Genomic DNA, 21,762 nt, shown 5'->3' with positions numbered 1-21,762 from the left:
CTATCGCGACAGCAATCTACCCGTCGAAAATTCCGAACCTGCGATCCACGACCGTCTCACCACACCCGACAGTCCAAGCCGATCGTAGGCACTCACCGGGTTGCGGTGGTACAGGCGATCCACGTCGACGGTGAACGTCTCGTCGGGCGCGAACACCACAAGGTCTGCAGCGCAACCGACCTCGATGCGTCCGCGATCAGTCATGCCCACCTGATCGGCGGTGTTCGTGGCCATCCACCGCACGATGTCGGTCAGCGCGAACCCACGGGCACGCGCCTCGGTCCACACCGCAGCAAGCGAGACCTGCAACGACGCAATCCCACCCCAGGCATCGCCGAAGTCACCGGTATCGAATCGCTTGAGGTCGGGCGTGCAGGGGGAGTGGTCGGTGACGATCGTGTCGATCGTGCCGTCGTGAAGACCCTGCCACAACGCCTCGCGATTACCGGCCTCGCGGATCGGCGGGCAGCATTTGAACTGAGTCGCGCCCGCCGGCACGCCCTCGGCGTCGAAACACAGGTAGTGCGGGCAAGTTTCGACGGTCACCCGCACGCCGTCCCGCTTCGCCGCCGCAATCATCGGCAGGGCATCCGCGCTCGACAAGTGCAGAATGTGGACCCGACACCCTGTCTGACGGGATAGCTCGATCACCTGCTCGATGGCCCGGTTCTCGGCCGCCCGAGGACGCGATTCGAGGAATCCCGAGTACTCACGGCCCACTGCCGCCGGAGCCTCGGCTATGACCTCGGCGTTCTCGGCATGCACGATCATCAGCCCGTCGAACGACGCGATCTCGATCAGCGCCTTCTCCAGTTCCGGCAGCGTCAGCGGTGGGAACTCGTCCACGCCCGATGCCAACAGGAAGCACTTGAAACCGAAGACTCCTGCGTCGTGCAGCGGTCGCAGCTGCTCGACGTTGCCAGGAACTGCCCCACCCCAGAATCCGACGTTGACGACCGACTTCTCGACCGCCACCCTGCGCTTGATCTCCAACGCCTCAACATCGACCGTCGGCGGAATGCTGTTGAGCGGCATGTCGACGATGGTCGTGATCCCTCCCGCGGCCGCAGCTCGGGTTGCGCTGGCAAAGCCTTCCCATTCGGTTCGGCCCGGATCGTTGACGTGCACGTGGGTGTCGACCAGCCCGGGCAGCAACACCTCGCCCGGCCCGAGCTCGACCACCGTCTTCGCAGATACGCCGGCATCCAGGGAGTCGATTGCGACGATCCGGCCGTTCGAGACAGACACAGTCGCCGCCACCTCACGCCCATCGATCACCGCGCGGGCAGCCCGAATGACCAGATCAGACTGCACTGGAGGCACTCTGGAGCTCGGCGGATTTCCATGCGACATCTGCCGCGTCGAGGGCATCGGCGTCCAGTTCGCCGAACAGTCGCAATCGGGACAAGCCGCCATCGGGATACACGTCGAGCCGCAGGTGTGTGTAGGCCTCGTTCGCGTTGAGCAGGAAGCGGTGACGCGTGTCCGGTTGCACCGCGGTGCGCTCGAGGATCTCGGTCCACGCCGTCGGGTCGGAGGTGTGTCGGCGACGAGAATCTATGGCGCTGAGCCGAACCCACCCCGGGGCGTTGCCGACGTAGTAGCTGGTGTCGACCTCGACGAAGCGCGGAGCGCCAGGTGCCGCAAGCTCGAACACTGCGAAGTCGTTTCCGCCGCCACGTCGGCGGGAGTTCTCCCATCCCTCACCCATGTTGCGTGCCCGCCCGGGCAGGATGATGTTGGCGGGGGAAGAGTAGAAGGCGTCGGAGCAGTCGGTGAGCCTGGCACCGTTCTCGGCGGCGAGCAGATCGATGGTGCCGCCGAGGAAGCGCGGATCCTGCACAACCTCACCGTGCACACGGAACCGGGCCACACCGCCGTCGGGGTAGATCGACAGACGCACATGCGTCCACCGGTGCCGATCGGCTACCTCGTAGGTATTCGCTGTATCACCCACTGCCGCAGACTTGTCGACAATGGTGTGCCACTCTGCCTTCAGCACATCGTCGATGGACGGGTAGCCCTCGATCGACGCGGCTTCGACGGAGACGAACGGCGGGTAGTTTCCGGTGAAGTGTGCGGTGTCGACCACTACACCGTGGACGATTCCCGGCGCACCGAGCCGGACGATCGCCCAGTCGTGGCCGCCCTCATCACGTCGGCGTCGAGTCTCCCAGCCGTCGTACACCTTTCCCTTGTGGCCGAAGTCCGCCGGATCGAACAGCGGGGCGTCGGGCTTGATCAGGTTCTCGCGCTGCGCGAACAGTTCGTCGTTCGCCGCCGAGACGCTGCCGCCGAGTGCCCGCGATGCGAGATCGGTCAGGGAGGTGAAATGAGTGGTACTCATGATATTCCTTCCGAAATGTGTGTGGTGGCCATCGTTTTGCCTACCTCGTGGAGCAGCGCGGCCGCGTCGCGCATGGAGATTCGAGGGTCCGGCTCTAGATCGGCCAACGCATAGGAGGCAACGATCCCGTGAGTGCGCAGCCGGTCCAGGCCGATGACGCTGCGCCCGGCTATGGTGATCACCGGAACACCCGCTTCGCGCGCTGCGTGCGCGACTCCGATGGGTGCCTTGCCGTAGAGGCTCTGCTCGTCCAGCGAGCCCTCGCCGGTGACGACCAGATCGGCCGACGCCAGAGCGCTGCCGAAGTCGATCAGCTCGAGCACCGTCTCGATCCCTGGCTTGGCAACCGCACCGAGTACAGCCATGGCACCGAACGAAGTTCCACCTGCTGCGCCGGTGCCGGCGAGCCCACTGACATCCCGGCCGATCGCGTTGCGCACAAGATGCGCCCACTGCCGCATCCCGTGTTCCAGATACAGCAGCTCCTGCGGTCCGGAACCCTTCTGTGGTCCGTATACCGCTGCTGCTCCGGTAGGGCCTAGCAACGGATTGTCGACATCGCACGCCAACTCGAACACCGCATTCCGAGCCGAAGGCACCAGGCCGGACAGATCGAGGTGAACTGCACCGCGCAGTGGACCACCGCCGAGCGCGACGTCGTTGCCGTCGGCATCGAGGATCCGCGCACCGAGTGCGACGAGCATTCCGGCACCGCCGTCGGTGGATGCGCTGCCGCCGAGCCCGACGACGATACGCCGCGCACCTGAAACAGAGCCGGCACCGAGAGCATGCGCGATGACAGTCCCCAGTCCGAACGTGCTGGCTCCCAGCGCATCCGGCCGTCCGTCCGGCAGGAGCTCGAGTCCGACTGCAGATGCCAGTTCGACGACGGCGGTATCACCGCGACGGGCGTACGACGTCTCGACCGGCTCACCGGTCGGTCCCGAGCACGTAACTGCGATCCGGTCCCAGCCGGCGGCAACGGCTGCGTCGACAGTGCCGTCACCCCCATCGGCGACGGGTAGGCACACCGTCTCGAGGGACGCATCGCCCGCGACCAGACCTTCGGCCAACGCCCGAGCGACCTCGGCCGCGGACAGCGAGCCCTTGAACTTGTCGGGAGCCAGCAGAATTCGCGTCATCTCTAGTCCAGCAGGAGCAGTGCAGTGGGCGCGTCCGCCGACGTGTTGGCCAATTCCTCGAACTCGCCGACGTTGTCGATCTCGGTACCCATCGAGATGTTGGTGACTCGCTCCAGGATGATTTCCACGACGACGGGGACCTTGTGCTCGTTCGCCAGAGTCCTGGCCCGCACGAGTGCCTCACCGATGAGTTCGGGCTCGGTAACACGGAGCGCTTTGCAGCCCAACCCTTCTGCCACCTGCACGTGGTCGACGCCGTAGCCCTTGGGGATGCCGGGCTCAGTGTCCAACGTGTCCTGGTGGTTGATGTTGTCGAATCCCAACTGCACGCAGAAGTCCATGTCGAAGGCGCGCTGCGCCTGCCGGATCAGCCCCAAGTACGAGTTGTTCACCACCACATGCACGTACGGCAGATTGAACTGCGCACCGACAGCCAGCTCCTCGATCATGAACTGGAAGTCGTAATCGCCGGACAGGGCAACGACATTCGCAGTCGGATCAGCAGCTACCGCACCCAGTGCCGCGGGAATGGTCCAGCCGAGTGGGCCGGCCTGCCCGCAGTTGATCCAGTTTCGAGGGGAGTACACGTGCAGGAACTGACCGCCCGCGATCTGCGAGAGCCCGATAGTGCTGATGTAGCGGGTATCGCGATCGAAGACCTTGTTCATCTCCTCGTACACGCGCTGCGGCTTGATCGGCACGTTGTCGAAGTGCGTGCGCCGATGCATCGTGCGCTTGCGGGTTGCGCAGTCGTCCACCCAACCGGACAGATCGCGCAGTGACCCTGCAGCACGACGCTCTTCGGCGACGGCGACGAACTGCTCGAGGGCTGCCTTGGCGTCGGAGATGATGCCGTAGTCCGGTGCGAAGACGCGTCCGATCTGGGTCGGCTCGATGTCGACGTGGACGAACTTCCGGCCCTTGCGGTATGTGTCGAGTCCGCCGGTATGCCGGTTGGCCCAACGGTTTCCGATGCCGAGCACGAAGTCCGAGGCCAGCAGCGTTGCGTTGCCGTATCGGTGCGCGGTCTGCAGACCGACCATGCCCGCCGCGAGGCGGTGATCGTCCGGGATGGTGCCCCAGCCCATCAGCGTCGGGATGACCGGCACGTCGAGGATCTCGGCGAGCTGCACGAGCAGGTCCGACGCATCGGCGTTGATGATGCCGCCGCCGGCCACGATCAACGGGCGCTCGGCAGCCAGGAGCATGTCGATGGCCTTCTCGGCCTGAGCACGCGAGGCGACGGGCTTGTGCACGGGCAGCGACTGGTACGTGTCGGGATCGAAGTCGATCTCGGCCAGCTGCACGTCGATAGGCAGATCGATCAACACCGGACCGGGGCGACCGGACCGCATCAGATGGAATGCCTGCGCGAAGGCACCGGGAACCTGGGCCGGCTCGAGCACCGTCATCGCCATCTTGGTGACGGGTGCCGCGATCGACGCGATGTCGACGGCCTGGAAATCTTCTTTGTGCAGCCGCGCGACCGGGGCCTGGCCGGTGATGGCGAGGATCGGAATCGAGTCGGCCATGGCCGAATACAGCCCGGTGATCATGTCGGTACCGGCCGGACCGGAGGTGCCGATACAGATGCCGATGTTCCCCGGTGCGGCCCGGGTGAAGCCCTCCGCCATGTGTGAGGCACCTTCGACGTGGCGGGCCAACACGTGGCGGATGCCACCGTGATTGCGCATCGCCGCGTAGAACGGGTTGATCGCAGCACCGGGTAGGCCGAATGCGGTCGTTGCACCTTCGAGTTCGAGAATCTTCACTGCGGCATCTGCCGCGCGCATCTTGGCCATGTCAGTTGTCCTTGCTTGTGATCGGGGAGCCCGAGAGGCGAGCGACACCGCGGTACAACGCCGAATGATCAAGTCCACCATCGCCGTTGGCGCGGGCGGAGGCCATCAGCTGCGCCAGCACTGCACCCATGGGAATCACGACGCCCGCTTCACGCGCAGCCGAGGTGACGATGCCGAGATCCTTGTGGTGCAGGTCGATGCGGAACCCGGGCTCGAACGACCGGTCGAGCATCTTCTGGGCCTTCTGGTTCAGCACGGCCGAACCAGCCAGGCCGCCGCCGAGAACCTCTACCGACGCAGCCAGATCGACGCCGTAGGCCTCGAGGAACGCGATCGCCTCCGCGAGCACCTGAATGTTGCCGGCCACGATCAACTGGTTGGCCGCCTTGACCGTCTGCCCGGATCCGCTCGGACCCACGTGCACGACGGTCTTACCGACAACGTCGAGAATTGGTTTGGCCGTGTGGAAGTCGTCCGCGCTGCCACCGACCATGATCGACAGCGTCGCGTTCTCGGCCCCGGCCTGGCCACCGGAGACCGGGGCATCGAGGATCCGGAAGCCGCGCGCAGTCGCGTCGGCGGCCAGTGTGGCGGTGACGTCGGGACGGATGCTGGAGAAGTCGATGATCAGCGCGTCGCGTCGAGCATTGTCGAACACACCGCCTTCACCGGCGAGAACGTCCTGCACATCGGGGGAGTCGGGGACCATGATCGCGACGATGTCGGCGTCGTGGACGGCCTTGGCGATCGAATCGGCAGCGGTGCCGCCGGCCTCGACCAGAGGACCCGTGCGATCGGGGGTCAGGTTGTAGCCGACCACCTGGTGGCCGGCCTTCGCGAGGTGAACGGACATGGGACTGCCCATGATTCCGAGGCCGATGAATGCAATGGTGCTCATGTGAAATCCCTACTTGGTAGTGGTGGCCAGTTCGAGCCACGCGAACGGATCCGGCTGGGTGGCCTTGTATTCGAGTCCGACGTAGCCGTCGTAACCCCGTGCTGCGAGACCGGTGAGCTGCCCGCCGAGATCGAGGCTGCCGGTTCCCGGCTCACCGCGGCCCGGGGAGTCGGCGATCTGTACGTGCCCGATCAGGTCGTGGTGGGACTCGAGTGATGCGGGAACGTCGTCTCCGTTGACGGCGAGGTGGTAGAGGTCTGCAAGCAGGCGGAGGTTGTGTACGTCCTGCTCACGGGCGACACGTCTGATGGTCGCGACGGCACCGGCGGCGGACTTCAGCGGGTAGGCGGGTGCGCCGCTGACCGGCTCCACCAATACGACGCCGCCGATCTTCGCGGCGGCTCTGCCTGCGGCGGCCAGGTTCTCGATCGCGACCTCGTCCTGATCCAGCGGATCCACACCGTCGATGCGGTTGCCGTACAGGGCATTAAATCCTTTGGTGCCCAGCTGCTCGCCGATGCCGACGGTGACGTCGATGTTGTCGCGGAACGCCTGTACCTGCGCCGGATCGGAGAGAATTCCGCGATCACCGGCCGGCATGTCTCCTGCGGCGAAGTTCAGGCCGGTCAGCTGTACGCCCGCATCGCGGACGGACGACACGAATGCATCGACGTCGGCATCGGACGGGACCGGGTTCGAGAACGGCCACCAGAATTCGACGGCCTCGAAGCCGGCGTCGCGGGCACGCTGCGGGCGATCGAGGAGGGGGATATCGGTGAAGAGGATCGAACAGTTGACGGTGTACTGGAGTCGAGAATCAGCAAAGATATTCATGCGCAGTGCCTTTCAGTTCTGAGGTTGCGGCAGTCCGCGGTATCGACGCCAGCTGCCGGCATAGGTGATGTCGGTCAGCTCGTCCGGTTGCGCGTCGAGCACCCCGGGGCGGAGACCGACGCCGAGGACGGAACGCCCGTCCTCGAGCGCAACCACGGTGAGCTCGAGCTCCGGCGGTTCGTCCGGGAGGAATGCCGTACGGATGTCGTCGAGCGGAATGTCGTACAGCTCTCCCTCGATGGCCGCGCCGGCGGTGTGGTCGAGCAGCAGCGCCGGGAATTCGTCCCGCACGGAGAAGAACCGGTAGTTGGGTGTGGTGCGCACTGTCCCCACGAACGGGTGGGACGAGACGTTGTGGTGCAGGCTGCCACCGCGCATTGCGCCACCGTTGCAGAAGAGTTCCGTCATGAAGTGGTGCCTCCTAGGGGACGACTATTCATAGCTAAAGTCCGTCATGCGGAATATTGATTCCGTAATGTGTTTCGAGTGTGGCGTGCACCACGTCGCTCTGTCAAGACCCGTACGCCCAGGCGGCCCTCGCGAACCGCCGAGTTCCGCAGTGCAGCAACACCGAAGGGCTCGACATGGACTGCCATGGATCAACCCTTGACAGTCGGTGTGATCGGTGTCACGCTCGTTTGGTGGAATCAACATTTCGTAATACGGAATCAGAGGCACACGGAGCCGTTGCCGATCTGAACACGGCCTCCGAGGCCGATGCGGTACGCACGCTCTCGCTCTGCCTCGACGTGCCTCGCTGGGTCGAGGGAGTTATCAGCGCCCGCCCGTTCACCGACATGCAGGCCCTGCGTCACGCCGTTCATCACGCTGCCGCACCCTTGACAGCCGACGAAGTACACCGCGCACTTGCGGTACATCCGCGCATCGGCGAGAAACCCGTCAATCACGATGCGAGTGCGGACTACGCGAGCGCCGAACAATCCGGCGTCGACGTCTCCGACGCGAGCGTCGAGCAGCGGCTACGAGCGGGAAATCTGGCCTACGAGAACCGCTTCGGGCAGGTCTTCCTGATCAGGGCCGCCGGCCGGGATGCCGACGCAGTTCTCGACGCTTTGCAGACCAGGCTCGGCAACGACCCCGAGACCGAGGCAGCCGTCGTCGAACACGAACTGCGGGAGATCGCCGAGATTCGCGCAACGGGAAGCCTCGGCAATGCCTGACCCGAGGAGCCACGTGACCGCTCACGTGCTCGATGCTGCGAACGGCGTCCCCGCGCAAGGGATATCGATCTCCCTGGCCGACGCTACAGGTACACAGACAGCCCACGCCGTCACCGACGAACAGGGCAGAGTCTCCTCACTCGGACCGAGCGAACTGACGCCGGGCACCTACCGGCTCACCTTCGCAACCGGCGCGTATTTCGCGGCCCAGCACACCGAATGCTTTCACCCCGAGGTGGTCGTCACTTTCGAGATCACCGCACCCGACCAGCACTACCACATCCCACTTCTGTTGAGCCCGTTCGCTTTCACCACCTATCGAGGGAGCTAGAACCCATGACCATCGTGCTCGGAGCAAACCAGTACGGCAAGGCCGAATGCAGGCTCGTGCGTATCGACCGCGAGACTCCTCGCCACCGCATCACCGACGTCAGCGTCACCTCGCAGCTGCGCGGCGACCTCGACGCCGTCCACATCGAAGGCGACAACGCCCACGTCGTCGCGACCGACACTCAGAAGAACACCGTCTACGCCTTCGCCCGCGACGGCATCGGCGCTATCGAGGACTTCGCACTCCGTCTCGGCGCGCACTTCACCGGCAACTTCCACTGGATCACCGGCGGTCGCTGGGAAATCGAGCAATACCAGTGGTCGCGTATCGCGAACGGTCAAGACGGCTACGACCATTCCTTCGTCAAGGCCGGCGACGAGAAGCGGAACACCATCGTCACGGTCGACGGCGACAACATCTCCATCGTCTCCGGAATCAGCGACCTCGTGGTCCTCAACTCGACGGCGTCGGAGTTCTGGGGTTACCCGAAGGACCGCTACACCACGCTGAAGGAAACCACCGACCGAATCCTCGCGACGTCGGTCAGCGCCCGCTGGCGGTACCTCACCACCGATCTCGATTTCGACAAGACCTTCGACGACGTCCGTTCGATCATGCTCGACGCCTTCGCATCGACTCACTCTCTTGCGTTGCAGCAGAGCCTGTTCCAGATGGGCAAGCAGGTACTCGAGGCGCATCCCGAGATCGGCGAGATCAAGTTCTCGATGCCCAACATCCACCACTTCCTCGTCGATCTGGAGCCGTTCGGACTCGACAACCCCGGTGAGGTCTTCTATGTCGCGGATCGCCCCTACGGTCTGATCGAGGCCACGGTGGAACGCGACGATGCCCCGGACGCAGGCCGCGCCTGGGATACCGTGCCCGGATTCTGCTAGGAGCGAGCCGACATGAAGCTGACGAAACGCGCGTCGACCAAGACCCATGCGCCGCACGACCCCGCCCGTCCCGAGGACGAGCGTTTGTCGATCGGCAGGTCGTACGTCTACGGATTGCAACACATCCTGACGATGTACGGCGGCGTCATCGCACCACCTCTGATCGTCGGCGGCGCAGCGGGATTGACCGGCACCGAGATCGCGCTGCTGGTCTCGGCCGCGTTGTTCGTCAGCGGAGCGGCCACGTTGCTGCAGACACTCGGAGTGCCCTACTTCGGTGCCAAGCTACCTCTGGTACAGGGAATTTCGTTTGCATCGGTGTCGACGATGGTGGCAATCGCAAGCGGCCCGGGTGGACTGAACTCGGTGTTCGGAGCCATCATCGCCGCCGGTGCCATCGGCATCCTCATCACCCCGTTCTTCAGCAAGATCGTTCGCTTCTTCCCACCGGTGGTGACCGGCACGATCATCACCGTCATCGGGATCTCGCTACTGCCCGTTGCGGTTCGGTGGGCGATGGGCGGTGATCAGCAGGCCGCCGACTGGGGCTCGATGTCCAACATCGGTCTCGCGGCGTTCAGCCTCGTGGTGGTTCTGCTCGTGAGCCGGCTCGTACAGGGCACGCTCTCGCGCCTGTCGATCCTCATCGGCATCATCGTCGGCACCCTGTTCGCTGTCCTGGTCGGCAAGGCCGATTTCTCCGGCGTGAGTGACGGTGCCATCTTCAGCTTCCCCGAGCCGTTCGCGTTCGGAGCACCGACATTCCAGGTGGCAGCCATCATGTCGATGGTCGTCGTCATCCTGGTGATCATGACCGAGACCACCGCGGACATCCTGGCCGTCGGTGAGATCGTCGGTACCGACGTCGATGCCCGACGCGTCGGCGACGGACTTCGAGCAGACATGGTCGCCACCACCATCGCTCCCGTGTTCGGCACCTTCCCGGCCAGTGCGTTCGCCCAGAACGTCGGACTCGTGGCCGTCACCGGCATCAAGAGTCGCTACGTCGTCGCAGCCGGCGGCTCGGTGCTGCTGTTCCTCGGCCTCTTCCCCGTCCTCGGGCTCGTCGTGGCATCGGTTCCACTGCCGGTACTCGGCGGCGCGGGCATCGTGTTGTTCGGCTCGGTGGCGGCCAGCGGTATCCGGACGCTGTCCAAGGTCGAGTTCGACGGCAATCTCAACCTCGTCATCGTGGCCGTGGCGATCGGGTTCGGGGTCGTTCCCATCGCCGTGCCGGGCTTCTACGCGGCCTTCCCCGACTGGGTCCACGTGGTGCTCGACTCGGGCATCAGCGCCGCGAGCATCGTGGCCGTCGTGCTGAACATCCTGTTCAACGTCATCACGAAGGGTCAGAAGCCCTCGCCCTCGGTGGTGACCGCTGCACCGCCGGTGGCGACGCGGCATCACCAGTAGAGTTCTTCGGGACGGGTACGACTACGACGGTGCGAGGTGGACTGTGGCGGCAGGCGGCGGGGTGCAGTCCGTGGAGCGAGCGTTCGAGTTGCTCGACATCATGGCCTCCTCGGGCGGATCCATCGGCATCAGCGAACTCGCCGAGGGCACCGACCTGCCGATGCCGACGGTGCACCGACTGATCGGCACCCTTGTCTCCCTCGGCTACGTCAGGCGTTTGCCGTCACGCCGATATGCATTGGGCACCAAACTGATTCGATTGGGTGACAGCGCGTCCAAGCTCATCGGTGGATGGGCCAAGCCATATCTCGCCGAGCTGGTGCGGATCACCCACGAGACCTCGAACATGGCATTTCTCGAGGACGACATGGCCGTGTACGTCGCGCAGGTCCCATCGGAACACGCGATGCGGATGTTCAACGAGGTCGGTCAGCGCGTGTTACCGCATTCCACGGGCGTCGGCAAGGCATTGCTGTCGCAGTTGGACGACGACGCCGTCCGCGCGATCGTCGGCCGCCTCGGCATGGCCCCACGCACCGTCAACACCATCACCACACTCGATGCGTTGCTCGAGGATCTCGCACTGATCCGCGAACGCGGGTACGCCGTCGACGACGGTGAGCAGGAAGTGGGAGTGCGCTGCTTCGCCGTTCCGGTGATCGGCGCTCCGACGCTCACGGCGATGTCCATTGCTGGGCCCACCGCTCGGGTCACGCTCGAGTCGGCAGAGCAGTTCGTACCCCTGCTGATCTCGGCCGCGGAACGCCTGGCGAAAGATCTCGCGAGCAACATCCCAGCGCCTTAATCTTTCAACACTCTCGCGTCGCGGGCGAAAGACCGCACCTGCTCGGTCAACCACACATGCGCCGGGACTGCTCCGCCGAGAAGCTCCCGCGCCAGAGCCGGGGAGTCCCCGATCGGGACGTCACTGCCGGCAATGATGATGTTGCCGTAGCGCCTGCCCTTGAGCATCGCCGGATCGGCGACGATCGCCGTGTGCGGAAATATACTTCCGATGGTCGACGCCTCTTGCTTCGCGAGCGAGAGATCGCGTCGATCACCGCAGTTGACGACATACATGCCGCCGGGCGAGAGAACGCGTCGAACATGCTCGGTGAACTCGGCGGTGAGCAGCGGGGTCGGAGTTGTGGCTCCGGAGAACACATCTCGCACGATCAGGTCTCGGCTGTTCTCGCTCAGCGTCTCGGTGACGGCCCGTGCCTCGCCGACGCGGATACGCAGCAGCGGTGCCCGAGGGAGGTCGAACCATTCACGAACCAGCTCCGAGAGCTTCCCGTCGAGCTCCACGACCACCTGACGCGCACCGGGGAATTCGGCGGTGAACGAGCGCGCCAGTGTGCACGCTCCGCCCCCGAGATGCAGAGCCCGCAGCGGGAAGCTCGAATCCCATTGCGCTCGAACCAGTCCCGAGATCCACCGCATGTACTCGAACTCGAGGACTGTGGGGTCGTTCATGTCGATGTGCGAGCTCGGGACGTCGTTGACGTTGACGACCCAGCCGTCGTCGGAGAACGTATCGCGCACCAGTTCGCAGGTGCCCGAGTCGATTTCGAACAGGCCGGGCTTCAGCCCTCCAGCGGACTCACGCTTCCTACCCATGGGAGTCCTCGAGCCGGAAGTCCTCGAAATCGAATCCCGGGGTGACGGTGCAGCTGACCAGGCTCGGCTCCTCGCCCATCGGACGCGCCCGCTGCCACACCGACGGTGGCACGATCTGCTGCGGAGATTCGGGTGCAACCAGCAGCGAAGTCACCTCACCCGGCTGGGTTCCATCACTGCCCAGGTCGAGTTGCACCGGACTGCCCCGGTGATAGAGCCACATCTCGGTGCCGCGAACGGTGTGCCAGGCCGACTGCTGACCGGGCATGAGCAGGAACAGAATTGCCGTCCCTGCCACGCGGGGACCGGGATAGCCGTCGGGCAGAGCTGCCTGTGGAATCGTGACCTCGCTGCGCCAGGTCTCCTTGAACCATCCACCCTCCGGGTGGGGTGCAAGGTCCAGGCTCTGAGCCCAGTCGGGCAACGATGTCATGCCGGCAAGCCTAGTCAGTCCGTGGCGACCTGAACCCGGAACCGGTCGCGCACGGTGTGCAGGCTCCACAGCTGCTCGGCGAGAGCCTCCGGGCTCTTCTTCGGATCGCTACCGTCGATGGCACCACCGATGATCAACTGCGACACCTGGATTCCCTCTTCGGCCAACTCCTCGTTGAGCAGCTGCGCATAGGCGGCCTGGCCTGCGAACGCGATGGATGTGCCGGTGACGGTACGACCGGGCTTGACGGCAGAGCCGCCGTTGACGAACAGGATCGTGCCTTTGTTCTCGCCGAGGAAGCGCATTCCCGGCAGCACCTGGTGGACCGCGGCGATGGGTCCGTAGATGGAGAACTCGACCGGACCGACCATGTCGGCCGGGGTGGTCTCGAGCACGGGCCGCATGAAGTCCTTCTGCGGAAGCGGGCTGTACTGCAGCACCTCGATGGGGCCGAGCGTTTCGGTGACCTGCTCGAGCGCTGCGGCGATCGAGGCCGGATCGCGCACATCGGCGACGAATCCCTTCGCGGATACACCGTCGGCCGCCAACTGATCAGCGAGTGCGTCGACACGGGACCGGTTGCGGGAGATCAGGCCGACCGAGAAGCCCTGCGCTCCGAACTTACGCGCCACTGCTGCTCCGAGACCTGCACCTGCTCCGACTATTGCTATCGATGTCATGTCGAATGCAAGGAGCGAGAATCCTCGACTATTCCGCCGACCGTCTCGAGCAGGGCTTCCGCACTCTCGTGCAACGCGGTGACATCCGCGGTCCAGCCGAGCACCCGCAGGGCGGCCTCGGCAATCCCCGCCGCATCCACCGTCGGGTCGCGCCGTCCGTTCTCGCGGTCGGCACGCGCGTTCACCACGGTCTCCACCAGACGAAACGGCAGGTCTTCCGTGCCCGGTCGGCGCTCGGAGCCGAGCTGAACCACCGTGTCCGACGCGATGGCGGCATACAGGCTCATCAGTGTGTAGCGGTGGTCTCGAAAGGCCTCGAAACGCTCACTGCGCAACTCGGGCAGCAGGTAGAGCGCACCCAGATTCCAGGTGGACGCAGCCAGCTGCCCGGCGTCGAAGTAGGCGAGGGCGTACATCTGGGTCGGGGCCTCGGCGCCGGAATCGCGGATTCGCTGCGCAACGGCCAACGGCGCGTCGACGGTGCCACTGAGCAGTGCGTCGAGGATGTCGTCCTTGGTGGCGAAGTGGTGATAGAGCGAGGCCTGACGCAGTCCGACAGCGTCGGCGATGACGCGGGTCGAGGTGTTGGTGAATCCGCGAGTGGTGAACAGCTCAGCCGAGGCGTCGAGTATTTCCTCGCGAGCGGTGTCTCCTGCCCGCTTCTTTGTGCTCAGCCGTGGTCTGCCTGCGCCGGTCATGACTGCATCTTGTCAGGTCCACGTGACGGTGAGATTTCTGTCATCTGATCGAAATAGACGAAACGAGCTTGTTTCACGACGGACACCACCCGGGAACGGCGGTGCCGAAAACTATCAACTGACAGAAACCCGCCTCGGCGATGCAGCGGGCGGTCACTCACCACCCACCTCGCCCGTAGGAGTGAACATGAGCTCGACAACACTGCCGGCCCCCGGCGCGGGATCGGAACCGGTTCGTACGACGGACCATTCGGATCTTGCTGCCCTCGGGTACGACCAGCAGCTGCACCGTAGCCTCGGCAAGTACGCGTCGTTCGCCGCCGGCTTCTCGTTCGTCTCTATCCTCACCACCATCTTCCAGCTCTTCGGCCTCGGCTTCAGCTTCGGCGGCCCGGCCTTCTTCCTCACCTGGCCGTTGGTGTTCCTCGGCCAGTTCATGGTCGCCTTGAACTTCGCCGAACTCGCCGCGCGCTATCCCATCTCGGGGGCCATCTACCACTGGTCCCGGCGCATGGGCGGTGAACTGGTCGGGTGGTTCGCCGGGTGGTTCATGATCATCGCGCAGATCGTCACCGCCTCCGCCGCCGCAATCGCGTTGCAGGTGGTGCTGCCCAGCATCTGGGGCGGATTCCAGTTCATCGGTGAGGACACCGCGCTGACCTCGTCGAGCGGAGCAGCCAATGCCGTTGTGCTGGGATCGATTCTGCTGGTACTCACGACCACCATCAACTGCATCGGCGTGAACTGGATGTCGCGCATCAACAGCATCGGCGTCACCTGCGAGATCGTCGGCGTCATCGCTCTCGTGCTGGTGTTCTTCACCCATGCCGAGCGCGGCCCGCAGGTGGTCTTCGACACCGGCAGTGCCGGAGCCGATCCCGGCTACATCGGGGCCTGGATCGTCTCGGGTCTGATGGCCGCCTACGTCATGGTCGGCTTCGGCTCGGCGGGCGAGCTCGCCGAGGAAACCCGCAATCCCCGACGCGTCGCACCGCGCACCATCCGCCTTGCCCTCTCGGCATCGGCTCTCGGCGGTGGCCTGATGATCGTCGGCGCACTGATGGCCGCACCCAGTCTCACCGACGGTCAGCTTGCGACGCAGGGACTTCCGTACGTCATCGATTCGATTCTCACCTCGCCGTGGGGCAAGGTCCTGCTCGTCGACGTCGCCATCGCCGTGTTCATCTGCACCCTCGCCATCCAGACCGCAGCCTCCCGATTGATGTTCTCCATGGCCCGCGACGGACGACTGCCGGCATCCGCTGCACTGGCCAAGGTCAACTCGCGCACCGGAACTCCCATCGCACCCTCGGTGCTGATCGGCCTCGCCTGCGTAGCCATCCTCGCCGTCAACGTCGGGAACTCCGCGATCTTCACGACCCTGTCGAGCGTCTGCATCGTGCTCATCTACCTCGCCTACATGATGGTGACCGTCCCGCTGCTGATCCAGCGACTCAAGGGCTGGCCGCACGGCGGCATCATGCACGACGCCGACGGCGAGAAGCTCTTCACCCTCGGCCGCCTCGGCCTGCCGGTCAACATCGCCGCAGTTCTCTACGGCGGGCTCATGGTGGTCAACCTCTCGTGGCCACGAGCCGAAATCTTCGACCCCACCGGCGAATTCCCACTGCTGCGCTGGGCCGCACCCCTGACCGTCCTCGCAGTGATCGTCGTGGGCATCGCCTGCCTGCCCCGCGGCAAAGCCCACCCGAAGCCCGTCACGATCGGAGCCTGAACCACCATGAGCACAGCAACCACCCATTCGGCCAAGGAACACGCGCGGTCCCAGGCGACCCTCGCACCGGCCCCCACAGCACCGGAGGGCGTGTCGGAACTGACGTGGGCAGAATCGGTGCCCGGCGGCAGCTACACCACGAAGGTTCTGGCTCGCGGAACCCGCTTGCGCCTCGTCGACGTCGACGGTGCCGCCTGCGCCAACCTGCTGCTCTATCGCGTCGACGCACCGTGGGAGCGCCTCAACACCGCGGACACCGTCAAGGTTCCGTGGCAGGCGTACCTGAGCGCGGGCCACCCCCTGCTCTCGGATCAGGGCCGCGTGCTGGCGACCATCGTCGCCGACACCTCCGGTCACCACGACGCGCTGTGCGGTACCACGTCCACGGCGACGAACATCGCCAAATACGGAGTGAGCGGACCGCATTCGTCCGCTCCGGCCGGCCGCGAGCTGTTCACCCTTGCCGCGGCCAAGCACGGACTCGAGCCGCGCGACGTCGGACCGTCACTGTCGTTCTTCCATGGCGTCACCGTCGCGGCGGACGGGAGCCTCGTCAGCACCGGCTCGGCCGGACCGGGCTGCTCGGTGGATCTGCTCATCCACCTGCCGGTGATCGTATTGCTCGCCAACACCGCTCACCCACTGAACCCCAGTCCCGAGTACGACACGACGACACTCGACGTACTGGCCTGGCGCGCACCGGAAGAGCTGCTCACACTCGACAACACCGAGCCGGAATACCAGCGCGCAGTGCAGAACACCGAGAACGCATGGAAGGCAGCGCAATGACTACCAGCACAGTGAACACGGTGACAGTGAGAGACGAGATCGCTCCCGCGTTCGGCCCCTGGTCGGCAATCGTCGAGGCCGGTGACATCCTGACCATCGTCGACCTCTACGGCAATCAGGCCGTCGACACCCTGCTGTACGCCGCACACGACCACTCGCTCCGGTACTCCGCGGCCGCGACCGTCACCGCGCAACAGAACCTGTTCCTGACCACCGGAACCGTTCTCCGCAGCGATGATTCGACACCTCTGATGACGATCATCGACGATGAGGTCGGCAACCACGACACCGTCGGCGGTGCGTGCTCCAAGGAATCGAACACCCTGCGCTACGGCCATCACACCCAGCACCAGCACGCGTGCGTCGAGAATTTCCTCATCGAGGGTTCCAAGTGGGGACTGGGCAAGCGAGATCTGGCCCCCAACATCAACTTCTTCATGAACGTCCCCGTCGACGCCGACGGCACCCTCGGCATCGTCGACGGTCTGTCGGCCCCCGGCAAGACGCTCTCGCTGCGCGCCGAGATCGACACGCTGGTGCTGGTGTCCAACTGCCCGCAGATCAACAACCCCTGCAACGGGTTCGACCCCACCGCGGTGCAGATGATCGTGACGCGATCATGACCGCTGTGAACAGTACGGCCGCCAAGATGACCGTGCAGCGGCCCGGCATGATCACGACGGTGCAGGACTGGCCGGGACGCGTCGGATATTGGAAGGTGGGCGTGCCGCCGTCGGGTCCGATGGACGATCTGTCGTTCCGGCTCGGCAACACCGCGCTCGGCAATCCCGAGGGTGCACCGGGACTCGAATCGACCATGGCCGGGCCGGCATTGACGTTCGACGCCGATATTTACGTCTGTGTGACCGGTGCCTCCGTTCCGGTGCGCATCGACGGCCGATCGGCCGCGCAGTGGAAACCGGTTCTGGTACCTGCCGGAGCAACATTGGACGTGGGTACCACCACCGGACACGGTCTGCGGGTGTATGTCCTGATCCAGGGCGGCCTCGACGTCGACGACTACCTCGGCAGCGCAGCGACATTCACGCTCGGTAAGTTCGGCGGACATCGCGGCGGCATCCTGGGCGAGGGAGACATCATCGGACTGGCCGGCCGCTCCGACAACTCCGCCGTCCTCGGACCGATCCCGATGGAACACCTGCCGGTGCTCACGTCCAACTGGGACATCGCCGTCACCGAAGGCCCACACGGAGCACCCGAGTTCTTCACCCGCGACGACATCGACACCCTCTACGCCACCCGCTACGAGGTCCACTTCAACTCCGATCGCACCGGAGTTCGGCTGATCGGACCCAAGCCGCAGTGGGCTCGCGCCGACGGCGGCGAGGCCGGATTGCACCCGTCGAACATCCACGACAACGCCTACAGCGTCGGGGCATTGGACTTCACCGGCGACACCCCGATCCTGCTCGGCCCCGACGGCCCGAGTCTCGGCGGATTCGTCTGTCCTGTCACCGTTGTCGCGGCCGAACGCTGGAAGCTCGGCCAGCTTCGGCCCGGTGACACCATCCGATTCGTGCCGGTCCGGGCTGCAGCCACCGCGCCGCTGGGATCGCTTGGCCTCGCTCGGCGCGCATCACTACCCGCGGTCTTCTCCGCCGGCGGTGACGGGGACGACGGCGTCATCGCTCGGCGTGACGCCGATACCTGCGTCACCTACCGGCGATCTGGGGACGACAACGTGCTGGTCGAATACGGCGACATGAAACTCGACCTCACCCTGCGAGCACGGGTGCACGCGCTGCATCAGCGTGTCGAAGCCATCGCGCCCCGAGGCCTGTTGGATCTGACCCCCGGCATCCGCTCACTGCAGGTCAAGGTGAATCCCGATGTGCTGTCGATCGATTCGCTGATGGGTCTGCTCGCCGAGGTCGAGGATGATCTTCCTGCCGCCTCGGAACTCGTGGTCCCCAGCCGTCAGGTTCGGCTCCCGCTCTCGTGGGACGACCCGTCGACCCGCGAAGCAATTCAGCGGTACATGCACGGCGTGCGTGCCGACGCCCCGTGGTGTCCCTGGAACATCGAATTCATCAGGCGGATGAACGGACTCGGTTCCGTCGCAGACGTTTTCGATACCGTTTTCGCGGCGGACTACATGGTGCTCGGGCTTGGTGACGTGTACCTCGGTGCCCCGGTGGCGACTCCGCTGGATCCGCGTCACCGCCTGGTGACGACGAAGTACAACCCGGCACGCACGTGGACGCCGGAGAATGCCGTCGGCATCGGCGGGGCATACCTCTGCATCTACGGCATGGAGGGTCCCGGCGGATACCAGTTCGTCGGCCGAACCACGCAGGTGTGGAACCACAGTGCCACGTACAGCGGAGGCCCGTTCGAGGAAGGAACCCCGTGGCTGTTGCGGTTCTTCGACCGAATCTCCTGGTACTCGGTCGAACCCGAGGAGCTGATGGACCTGCGCGCGGATCTCGCGGCAGGCCGAGGCGGTGGAGTCGAGATCACCGACGGTGAGTTCTCGCTCGCCGAGCACGAGAACTTCCTCGAGTCCAACGCCGAATCCATCGCGGAGTTCCGCGCGACTCAGGCCGTGGCCTTCGGGGCCGAGCGGGACGCGTGGTCGGCAGCCGGAGAATTCGACAAGAGAGGCAAGATCGATGCTGCCTGAGGTACGAGAACGAGTTCTGCAGGCCTACAAGCGAATAGCGGAGGTCGACCGACCCGAGGTGTGGATCACCCTGCGCGACGAGGACGACGTACTGGCCGAGGCGGTGTCGCTGGACGAGGCGCTCGCGGCCGGTGCAGATCTGCCGCTCGCCGGCGTGCTGGTTGCCGTCAAGGACAATATTGACGTCGCCGGTCTGCCCACTACTGCGGCGTGCCCAGAATTCGCCTACACACCAGCAATCTCCGCCGTCGCCGTCGAGCGATTGACGGGCCAGGGCGCTCTGATACTCGGCAAGACCAACCTGGACCAATTCGCCACCGGACTGGTCGGCACCCGCAGCCCCTACGGAGCAGTGCGCTGCGCCTGGGACCCCACGCTGGTCTCGGGCGGGTCCAGTTCCGGCTCGGCAGTGGCGGTGGCACTGGGGATCGCGGACATCGGAATCGGCACCGACACAGCCGGATCCGGGCGAGTCCCCGCCGCGTTCCACGGACTCGTCGGCATCAAGGCGACACTGGGGATCGTGCCGAACACCGGCGTCGTTCCCGCCTGCGCCGACTACGACTGCGTCACCGTTCTGGCCCACGATCTCGACAGAGCCACGGCAGCAATCAAAGTCATGACCGGTCCGACCACCACCGATCCGCGCAGCCGGGCCTGGCCGGCCGACGTTCGACTGGCCGCGTCACCGGAACCCCGGGTCGCCGTTCCGCGTGCCGCGGATCTGGTGTCGCTGAGCCCGGCGTACCGTCGGGCATTCGAGGAGACGGTCGCAGGCCTGGCCGAGAAGGGCTTCACCCACATCGAGGTCGATATCTCGGGGCTGCTCGATGCGGCGACACTGCTGTACGACGGAGCCATTGTGGCGCAGCGCTATTCGGCCGTCGGAGAATTTCTCGACGCCGCGCCGGACGGTGCCGATCCCACGGTCGCTGCCATCGTCCGCTCTGCAGCCGGCCCGTCCGCGCACCGGTACGTGGACGATCTGGGCACACTCACCCAGGCCAAGACTGCTGCCCGCGAATTGCTACGAGACGTCGACGGTCTGCTGCTGCCCACCACCACCGAACACCCGAGCATCGCTGCAGTGCAGGCAGATCCGCTCGGCATCAATCGCCGACTCGGCACGTTCACCAACTTCTGCAATCTGCTCGACATGGCCGCGGTGGCCGTCCCCGGTGCCCCGACGCCCGAGGGCAACCCGTTCGGAGTCATGTTCGTCGTGCCTGCGTTCGAGGATCAGATCGCCATCGACCTGGCTGCTCGGCTGAGCGAAGCGCCGTCACCCTCGTTGATCGACGACGGCATCGAGGTGCTGGCCGTAGGGGCACACCTACGCGGGTTCCCGGTGCACAGCCAGCTGACCGATCGGGGCGCACGGTTCAACGGCGAGGTGACCACATCTGCGGACTACCGACTCGTGGATCTGCACACCACACCGCCCAAGCCCGGTCTGGTGCGGCGGGAAGGGGACGGCGCACCCATTGCCGGAGAGCTGTACCGGATGTCCGCTGCCGCGCTCGGCACCTTTCTCGCCGGGTTGCCCGCGCCGATGGGCCTCGGTCCGGTCGAGTTGTCGGACGGACGCTGGGTCACCGGGTTCTGCTGCGCCCACGACGCGGCCGAGAAGGGCACCGACATCACCGAATTCGGCGGGTGGCGCACGTACTGCTCACGCGGGAACGGGCCTGCTGCCGTCGGTGGCGACGCGGACAGCCAGTAGCCCGAGCACGGTGCCCATGAGGTAGCGCTGCATCTTCAGCCAGGTGGGCCGGACGGCGAGGAATCGGGCGATCGATCCGGCGAGCACCACGATCGCCAGGTTGACCACCACGGCCACGGCGATCTGTACGCCGCCGAGCGTGAAGCCCTGCAGCAGAAGGCGGCCGGCCGCAGGATCGACGAACTGCGGGATGACGGAGATGTACATGATCGCGATCTTCGGGTTCAGCAGGTTGGTCAGCAGACCCATCGCGAACAGTCGACGGTTCGAGTCCTGTTGCAGCGCAGTCGGCTCGAAAGCGGAGGCCGTTCCGCGTAGCGCCTGTACGGCAAGCCAACCGAGGTAGACCGCACCGGCAAGCTTGACCGCGATGTACAACGCGGGCACGGCCGTGAACACCGCTGCCAGGCCGAGATTGGTGGCCGTCAGATAGACCAGAAAGCCGACAGCCACACCTACGAGGGACACCATCCCCGCCCGCCTGCCTTGCGAAATGCTGCGCGAGACGAGGTAGATCATGTTGGGACCCGGTGTCAGAACCAACACGAGGGCGACGGCGAACACGCCGAATACTGCGGACCACGAGACCATACGGT

Annotated in this window: 22 protein-coding genes; 10 read left to right on the top strand and 12 right to left on the bottom strand. The window is 65.3% G+C overall.

Features of this window, described 5'->3' with window-relative positions; genetic code table 11:
- From allB to CH268_RS03490, 7 genes are read right to left on the bottom strand one after another with little or no spacing between them, the layout of a single operon-like run.
- Entirely contained in the window at positions 1-1,353 is a 1,353-nt protein-coding gene (allB, locus tag CH268_RS03520; protein ID WP_094662284.1) for an allantoinase AllB, read from the bottom strand.
- On the bottom strand, positions 1,304-2,347 hold the full coding sequence (gene alc, locus CH268_RS03515) for an allantoicase (RefSeq protein ID WP_094662286.1): 1,044 nt from the start codon (positions 2,345-2,347) through the stop codon (positions 1,304-1,306). The genes allB and alc overlap by 50 nt, the downstream gene beginning before the upstream one ends.
- Positions 2,344-3,489, bottom strand: coding sequence for a glycerate kinase (locus CH268_RS03510; RefSeq protein WP_094662288.1), 1,146 nt, complete (start codon positions 3,487-3,489; stop codon positions 2,344-2,346). Before CH268_RS03510 ends, alc begins: the two co-directional genes overlap by 4 nt.
- 2 nt (positions 3,490-3,491) lie before the next feature.
- Entirely contained in the window at positions 3,492-5,291 is a 1,800-nt protein-coding gene (gcl, locus tag CH268_RS03505) for a glyoxylate carboligase (protein ID WP_094662289.1), read from the bottom strand.
- Between the two features lies 1 nt (position 5,292).
- Complete coding sequence (locus CH268_RS03500; RefSeq protein WP_094662291.1) at positions 5,293-6,189, bottom strand: 2-hydroxy-3-oxopropionate reductase; 897 nt, start codon at positions 6,187-6,189, stop codon at positions 5,293-5,295.
- A 9-nt stretch (positions 6,190-6,198) separates the two neighbouring features.
- Positions 6,199-7,023: a hydroxypyruvate isomerase family protein gene (locus CH268_RS03495; RefSeq protein ID WP_094662293.1), complete on the bottom strand. Its 825-nt coding sequence runs from the start codon at positions 7,021-7,023 to the stop codon at positions 6,199-6,201.
- Positions 7,024-7,035: 12 nt separating this feature from the next.
- Positions 7,036-7,431, bottom strand: coding sequence for an allophanate hydrolase-related protein (locus CH268_RS03490; RefSeq protein ID WP_032385160.1), 396 nt, complete (start codon positions 7,429-7,431; stop codon positions 7,036-7,038).
- Positions 7,432-7,664: 233 nt separating this feature from the next.
- Between CH268_RS03490 and uraD the strand changes: the two genes are divergently transcribed.
- From uraD to CH268_RS03465, 5 genes are read left to right on the top strand one after another with little or no spacing between them, the layout of a single operon-like run.
- Positions 7,665-8,204, top strand: a complete 540-nt coding sequence (gene uraD, locus CH268_RS03485; protein WP_255182274.1) for a 2-oxo-4-hydroxy-4-carboxy-5-ureidoimidazoline decarboxylase — start codon at positions 7,665-7,667, stop codon at positions 8,202-8,204.
- Positions 8,197-8,535: a hydroxyisourate hydrolase gene (gene uraH, locus CH268_RS03480; protein WP_094662295.1), complete on the top strand. Its 339-nt coding sequence runs from the start codon at positions 8,197-8,199 to the stop codon at positions 8,533-8,535. Before uraD ends, uraH begins: the two co-directional genes overlap by 8 nt.
- Positions 8,536-8,540: 5 nt before the next feature.
- Complete coding sequence (gene pucL / locus CH268_RS03475) at positions 8,541-9,431, top strand: factor-independent urate hydroxylase (protein ID WP_094662297.1); 891 nt, start codon at positions 8,541-8,543, stop codon at positions 9,429-9,431.
- 12 nt (positions 9,432-9,443) lie between these two features.
- Positions 9,444-10,844 carry a nucleobase:cation symporter-2 family protein gene (locus CH268_RS03470; protein WP_094662299.1) on the top strand — a complete coding sequence of 467 codons (1,401 nt, stop codon included), beginning with the start codon at positions 9,444-9,446 and terminating at the stop codon, positions 10,842-10,844.
- A gap of 43 nt (positions 10,845-10,887) precedes the next feature.
- The gene (locus CH268_RS03465) at positions 10,888-11,649 is read left to right on the top strand and encodes an IclR family transcriptional regulator (protein ID WP_032385163.1); all 762 of its coding nucleotides are present in this window, start codon (positions 10,888-10,890) and stop codon (positions 11,647-11,649) included.
- On the opposite strand, the gene CH268_RS03460 is transcribed toward CH268_RS03465, so the two are convergent.
- Genes CH268_RS03460 through CH268_RS03445 form a run of 4 tightly spaced genes read right to left on the bottom strand, consistent with a single transcriptional unit; the run spans position 11,646 to position 14,275 of the window.
- Positions 11,646-12,464: a spermidine synthase gene (locus tag CH268_RS03460; protein ID WP_057474529.1), complete on the bottom strand. Its 819-nt coding sequence runs from the start codon at positions 12,462-12,464 to the stop codon at positions 11,646-11,648. The genes CH268_RS03465 and CH268_RS03460 overlap by 4 nt on opposite strands.
- Positions 12,457-12,897 (bottom strand): cupin domain-containing protein, encoded by a 441-nt coding sequence (locus CH268_RS03455; RefSeq protein WP_094662301.1) that lies wholly within the window; start codon positions 12,895-12,897, stop codon positions 12,457-12,459. Before CH268_RS03455 ends, CH268_RS03460 begins: the two co-directional genes overlap by 8 nt.
- A 14-nt stretch (positions 12,898-12,911) precedes the next feature.
- Positions 12,912-13,577 (bottom strand): SDR family NAD(P)-dependent oxidoreductase, encoded by a 666-nt coding sequence (locus CH268_RS03450; RefSeq protein ID WP_094662303.1) that lies wholly within the window; start codon positions 13,575-13,577, stop codon positions 12,912-12,914.
- Entirely contained in the window at positions 13,574-14,275 is a 702-nt protein-coding gene (locus CH268_RS03445; RefSeq protein ID WP_094662305.1) for a TetR/AcrR family transcriptional regulator, read from the bottom strand. Before CH268_RS03445 ends, CH268_RS03450 begins: the two co-directional genes overlap by 4 nt.
- A gap of 187 nt (positions 14,276-14,462) precedes the next feature.
- Between CH268_RS03445 and CH268_RS03440 the strand changes: the two genes are divergently transcribed.
- From CH268_RS03440 to atzF, 5 genes are read left to right on the top strand one after another with little or no spacing between them, the layout of a single operon-like run.
- Complete coding sequence (locus CH268_RS03440; RefSeq protein WP_094662428.1) at positions 14,463-16,010, top strand: amino acid permease; 1,548 nt, start codon at positions 14,463-14,465, stop codon at positions 16,008-16,010.
- A 6-nt stretch (positions 16,011-16,016) separates the two neighbouring features.
- Positions 16,017-16,799 (top strand): urea amidolyase associated protein UAAP1, encoded by a 783-nt coding sequence (locus tag CH268_RS03435; RefSeq protein ID WP_094662307.1) that lies wholly within the window; start codon positions 16,017-16,019, stop codon positions 16,797-16,799.
- Complete coding sequence (locus CH268_RS03430; protein ID WP_094651324.1) at positions 16,796-17,422, top strand: urea amidolyase associated protein UAAP2; 627 nt, start codon at positions 16,796-16,798, stop codon at positions 17,420-17,422. The genes CH268_RS03435 and CH268_RS03430 overlap by 4 nt, the downstream gene beginning before the upstream one ends.
- Positions 17,419-19,443 carry a 5-oxoprolinase/urea amidolyase family protein gene (locus CH268_RS03425; protein WP_094662309.1) on the top strand — a complete coding sequence of 675 codons (2,025 nt, stop codon included), beginning with the start codon at positions 17,419-17,421 and terminating at the stop codon, positions 19,441-19,443. The genes CH268_RS03430 and CH268_RS03425 overlap by 4 nt, the downstream gene beginning before the upstream one ends.
- Positions 19,433-21,166 carry an allophanate hydrolase gene (gene atzF, locus CH268_RS03420; protein ID WP_094662311.1) on the top strand — a complete coding sequence of 578 codons (1,734 nt, stop codon included), beginning with the start codon at positions 19,433-19,435 and terminating at the stop codon, positions 21,164-21,166. The genes CH268_RS03425 and atzF overlap by 11 nt, the downstream gene beginning before the upstream one ends.
- On the opposite strand, the gene CH268_RS03415 is transcribed toward atzF, so the two are convergent.
- On the bottom strand, positions 21,116-21,757 hold the full coding sequence (locus tag CH268_RS03415) for a LysE family translocator (protein ID WP_094662313.1): 642 nt from the start codon (positions 21,755-21,757) through the stop codon (positions 21,116-21,118). The two genes, atzF and CH268_RS03415, sit on opposite strands and share 51 nt — an antisense overlap.
- Between the last annotated feature and the right edge of the window lie 5 nt (positions 21,758-21,762).

Source organism: Rhodococcus sp. 06-1460-1B (assembly GCF_002258475.1).
GTDB lineage: Bacteria > Actinomycetota > Actinomycetes > Mycobacteriales > Mycobacteriaceae > Rhodococcoides > Rhodococcoides fascians.
This window is presented reverse-complemented; position numbering and strand designations above follow the sequence as displayed.

What these genes read in the sequence shown, in the direction of transcription:
- allB (WP_094662284.1), bottom strand. Translation starts at nt 1,353, where the DNA reads ATGTCGCATGGAAATCCGCCGAGCTCCAGAGTGCCTCCAGTGCAGTCT.
- alc (WP_094662286.1), bottom strand. Translation starts at nt 2,347, where the DNA reads ATGAGTACCACTCATTTCACCTCCCTGACCGATCTCGCATCGCGGGCA.
- CH268_RS03510 (WP_094662288.1), bottom strand. Translation starts at nt 3,489, where the DNA reads ATGACGCGAATTCTGCTGGCTCCCGACAAGTTCAAGGGCTCGCTGTCC.
- gcl (WP_094662289.1), bottom strand. Translation starts at nt 5,291, where the DNA reads ATGGCCAAGATGCGCGCGGCAGATGCCGCAGTGAAGATTCTCGAACTC.
- CH268_RS03500 (WP_094662291.1), bottom strand. Translation starts at nt 6,189, where the DNA reads ATGAGCACCATTGCATTCATCGGCCTCGGAATCATGGGCAGTCCCATG.
- CH268_RS03495 (WP_094662293.1), bottom strand. Translation starts at nt 7,023, where the DNA reads ATGAATATCTTTGCTGATTCTCGACTCCAGTACACCGTCAACTGTTCG.
- CH268_RS03490 (WP_032385160.1), bottom strand. Translation starts at nt 7,431, where the DNA reads ATGACGGAACTCTTCTGCAACGGTGGCGCAATGCGCGGTGGCAGCCTG.
- uraH (WP_094662295.1), top strand. Translation starts at nt 8,197, where the DNA reads ATGCCTGACCCGAGGAGCCACGTGACCGCTCACGTGCTCGATGCTGCG.
- pucL (WP_094662297.1), top strand. Translation starts at nt 8,541, where the DNA reads ATGACCATCGTGCTCGGAGCAAACCAGTACGGCAAGGCCGAATGCAGG.
- CH268_RS03470 (WP_094662299.1), top strand. Translation starts at nt 9,444, where the DNA reads ATGAAGCTGACGAAACGCGCGTCGACCAAGACCCATGCGCCGCACGAC.
- CH268_RS03460 (WP_057474529.1), bottom strand. Translation starts at nt 12,464, where the DNA reads ATGGGTAGGAAGCGTGAGTCCGCTGGAGGGCTGAAGCCCGGCCTGTTC.
- CH268_RS03455 (WP_094662301.1), bottom strand. Translation starts at nt 12,897, where the DNA reads ATGACATCGTTGCCCGACTGGGCTCAGAGCCTGGACCTTGCACCCCAC.
- CH268_RS03450 (WP_094662303.1), bottom strand. Translation starts at nt 13,577, where the DNA reads ATGACATCGATAGCAATAGTCGGAGCAGGTGCAGGTCTCGGAGCAGCA.
- CH268_RS03445 (WP_094662305.1), bottom strand. Translation starts at nt 14,275, where the DNA reads ATGACCGGCGCAGGCAGACCACGGCTGAGCACAAAGAAGCGGGCAGGA.
- CH268_RS03440 (WP_094662428.1), top strand. Translation starts at nt 14,463, where the DNA reads ATGAGCTCGACAACACTGCCGGCCCCCGGCGCGGGATCGGAACCGGTT.
- CH268_RS03435 (WP_094662307.1), top strand. Translation starts at nt 16,017, where the DNA reads ATGAGCACAGCAACCACCCATTCGGCCAAGGAACACGCGCGGTCCCAG.
- CH268_RS03430 (WP_094651324.1), top strand. Translation starts at nt 16,796, where the DNA reads ATGACTACCAGCACAGTGAACACGGTGACAGTGAGAGACGAGATCGCT.
- CH268_RS03425 (WP_094662309.1), top strand. Translation starts at nt 17,419, where the DNA reads ATGACCGCTGTGAACAGTACGGCCGCCAAGATGACCGTGCAGCGGCCC.
- atzF (WP_094662311.1), top strand. Translation starts at nt 19,433, where the DNA reads ATGCTGCCTGAGGTACGAGAACGAGTTCTGCAGGCCTACAAGCGAATA.
- CH268_RS03415 (WP_094662313.1), bottom strand. Translation starts at nt 21,757, where the DNA reads ATGGTCTCGTGGTCCGCAGTATTCGGCGTGTTCGCCGTCGCCCTCGTG.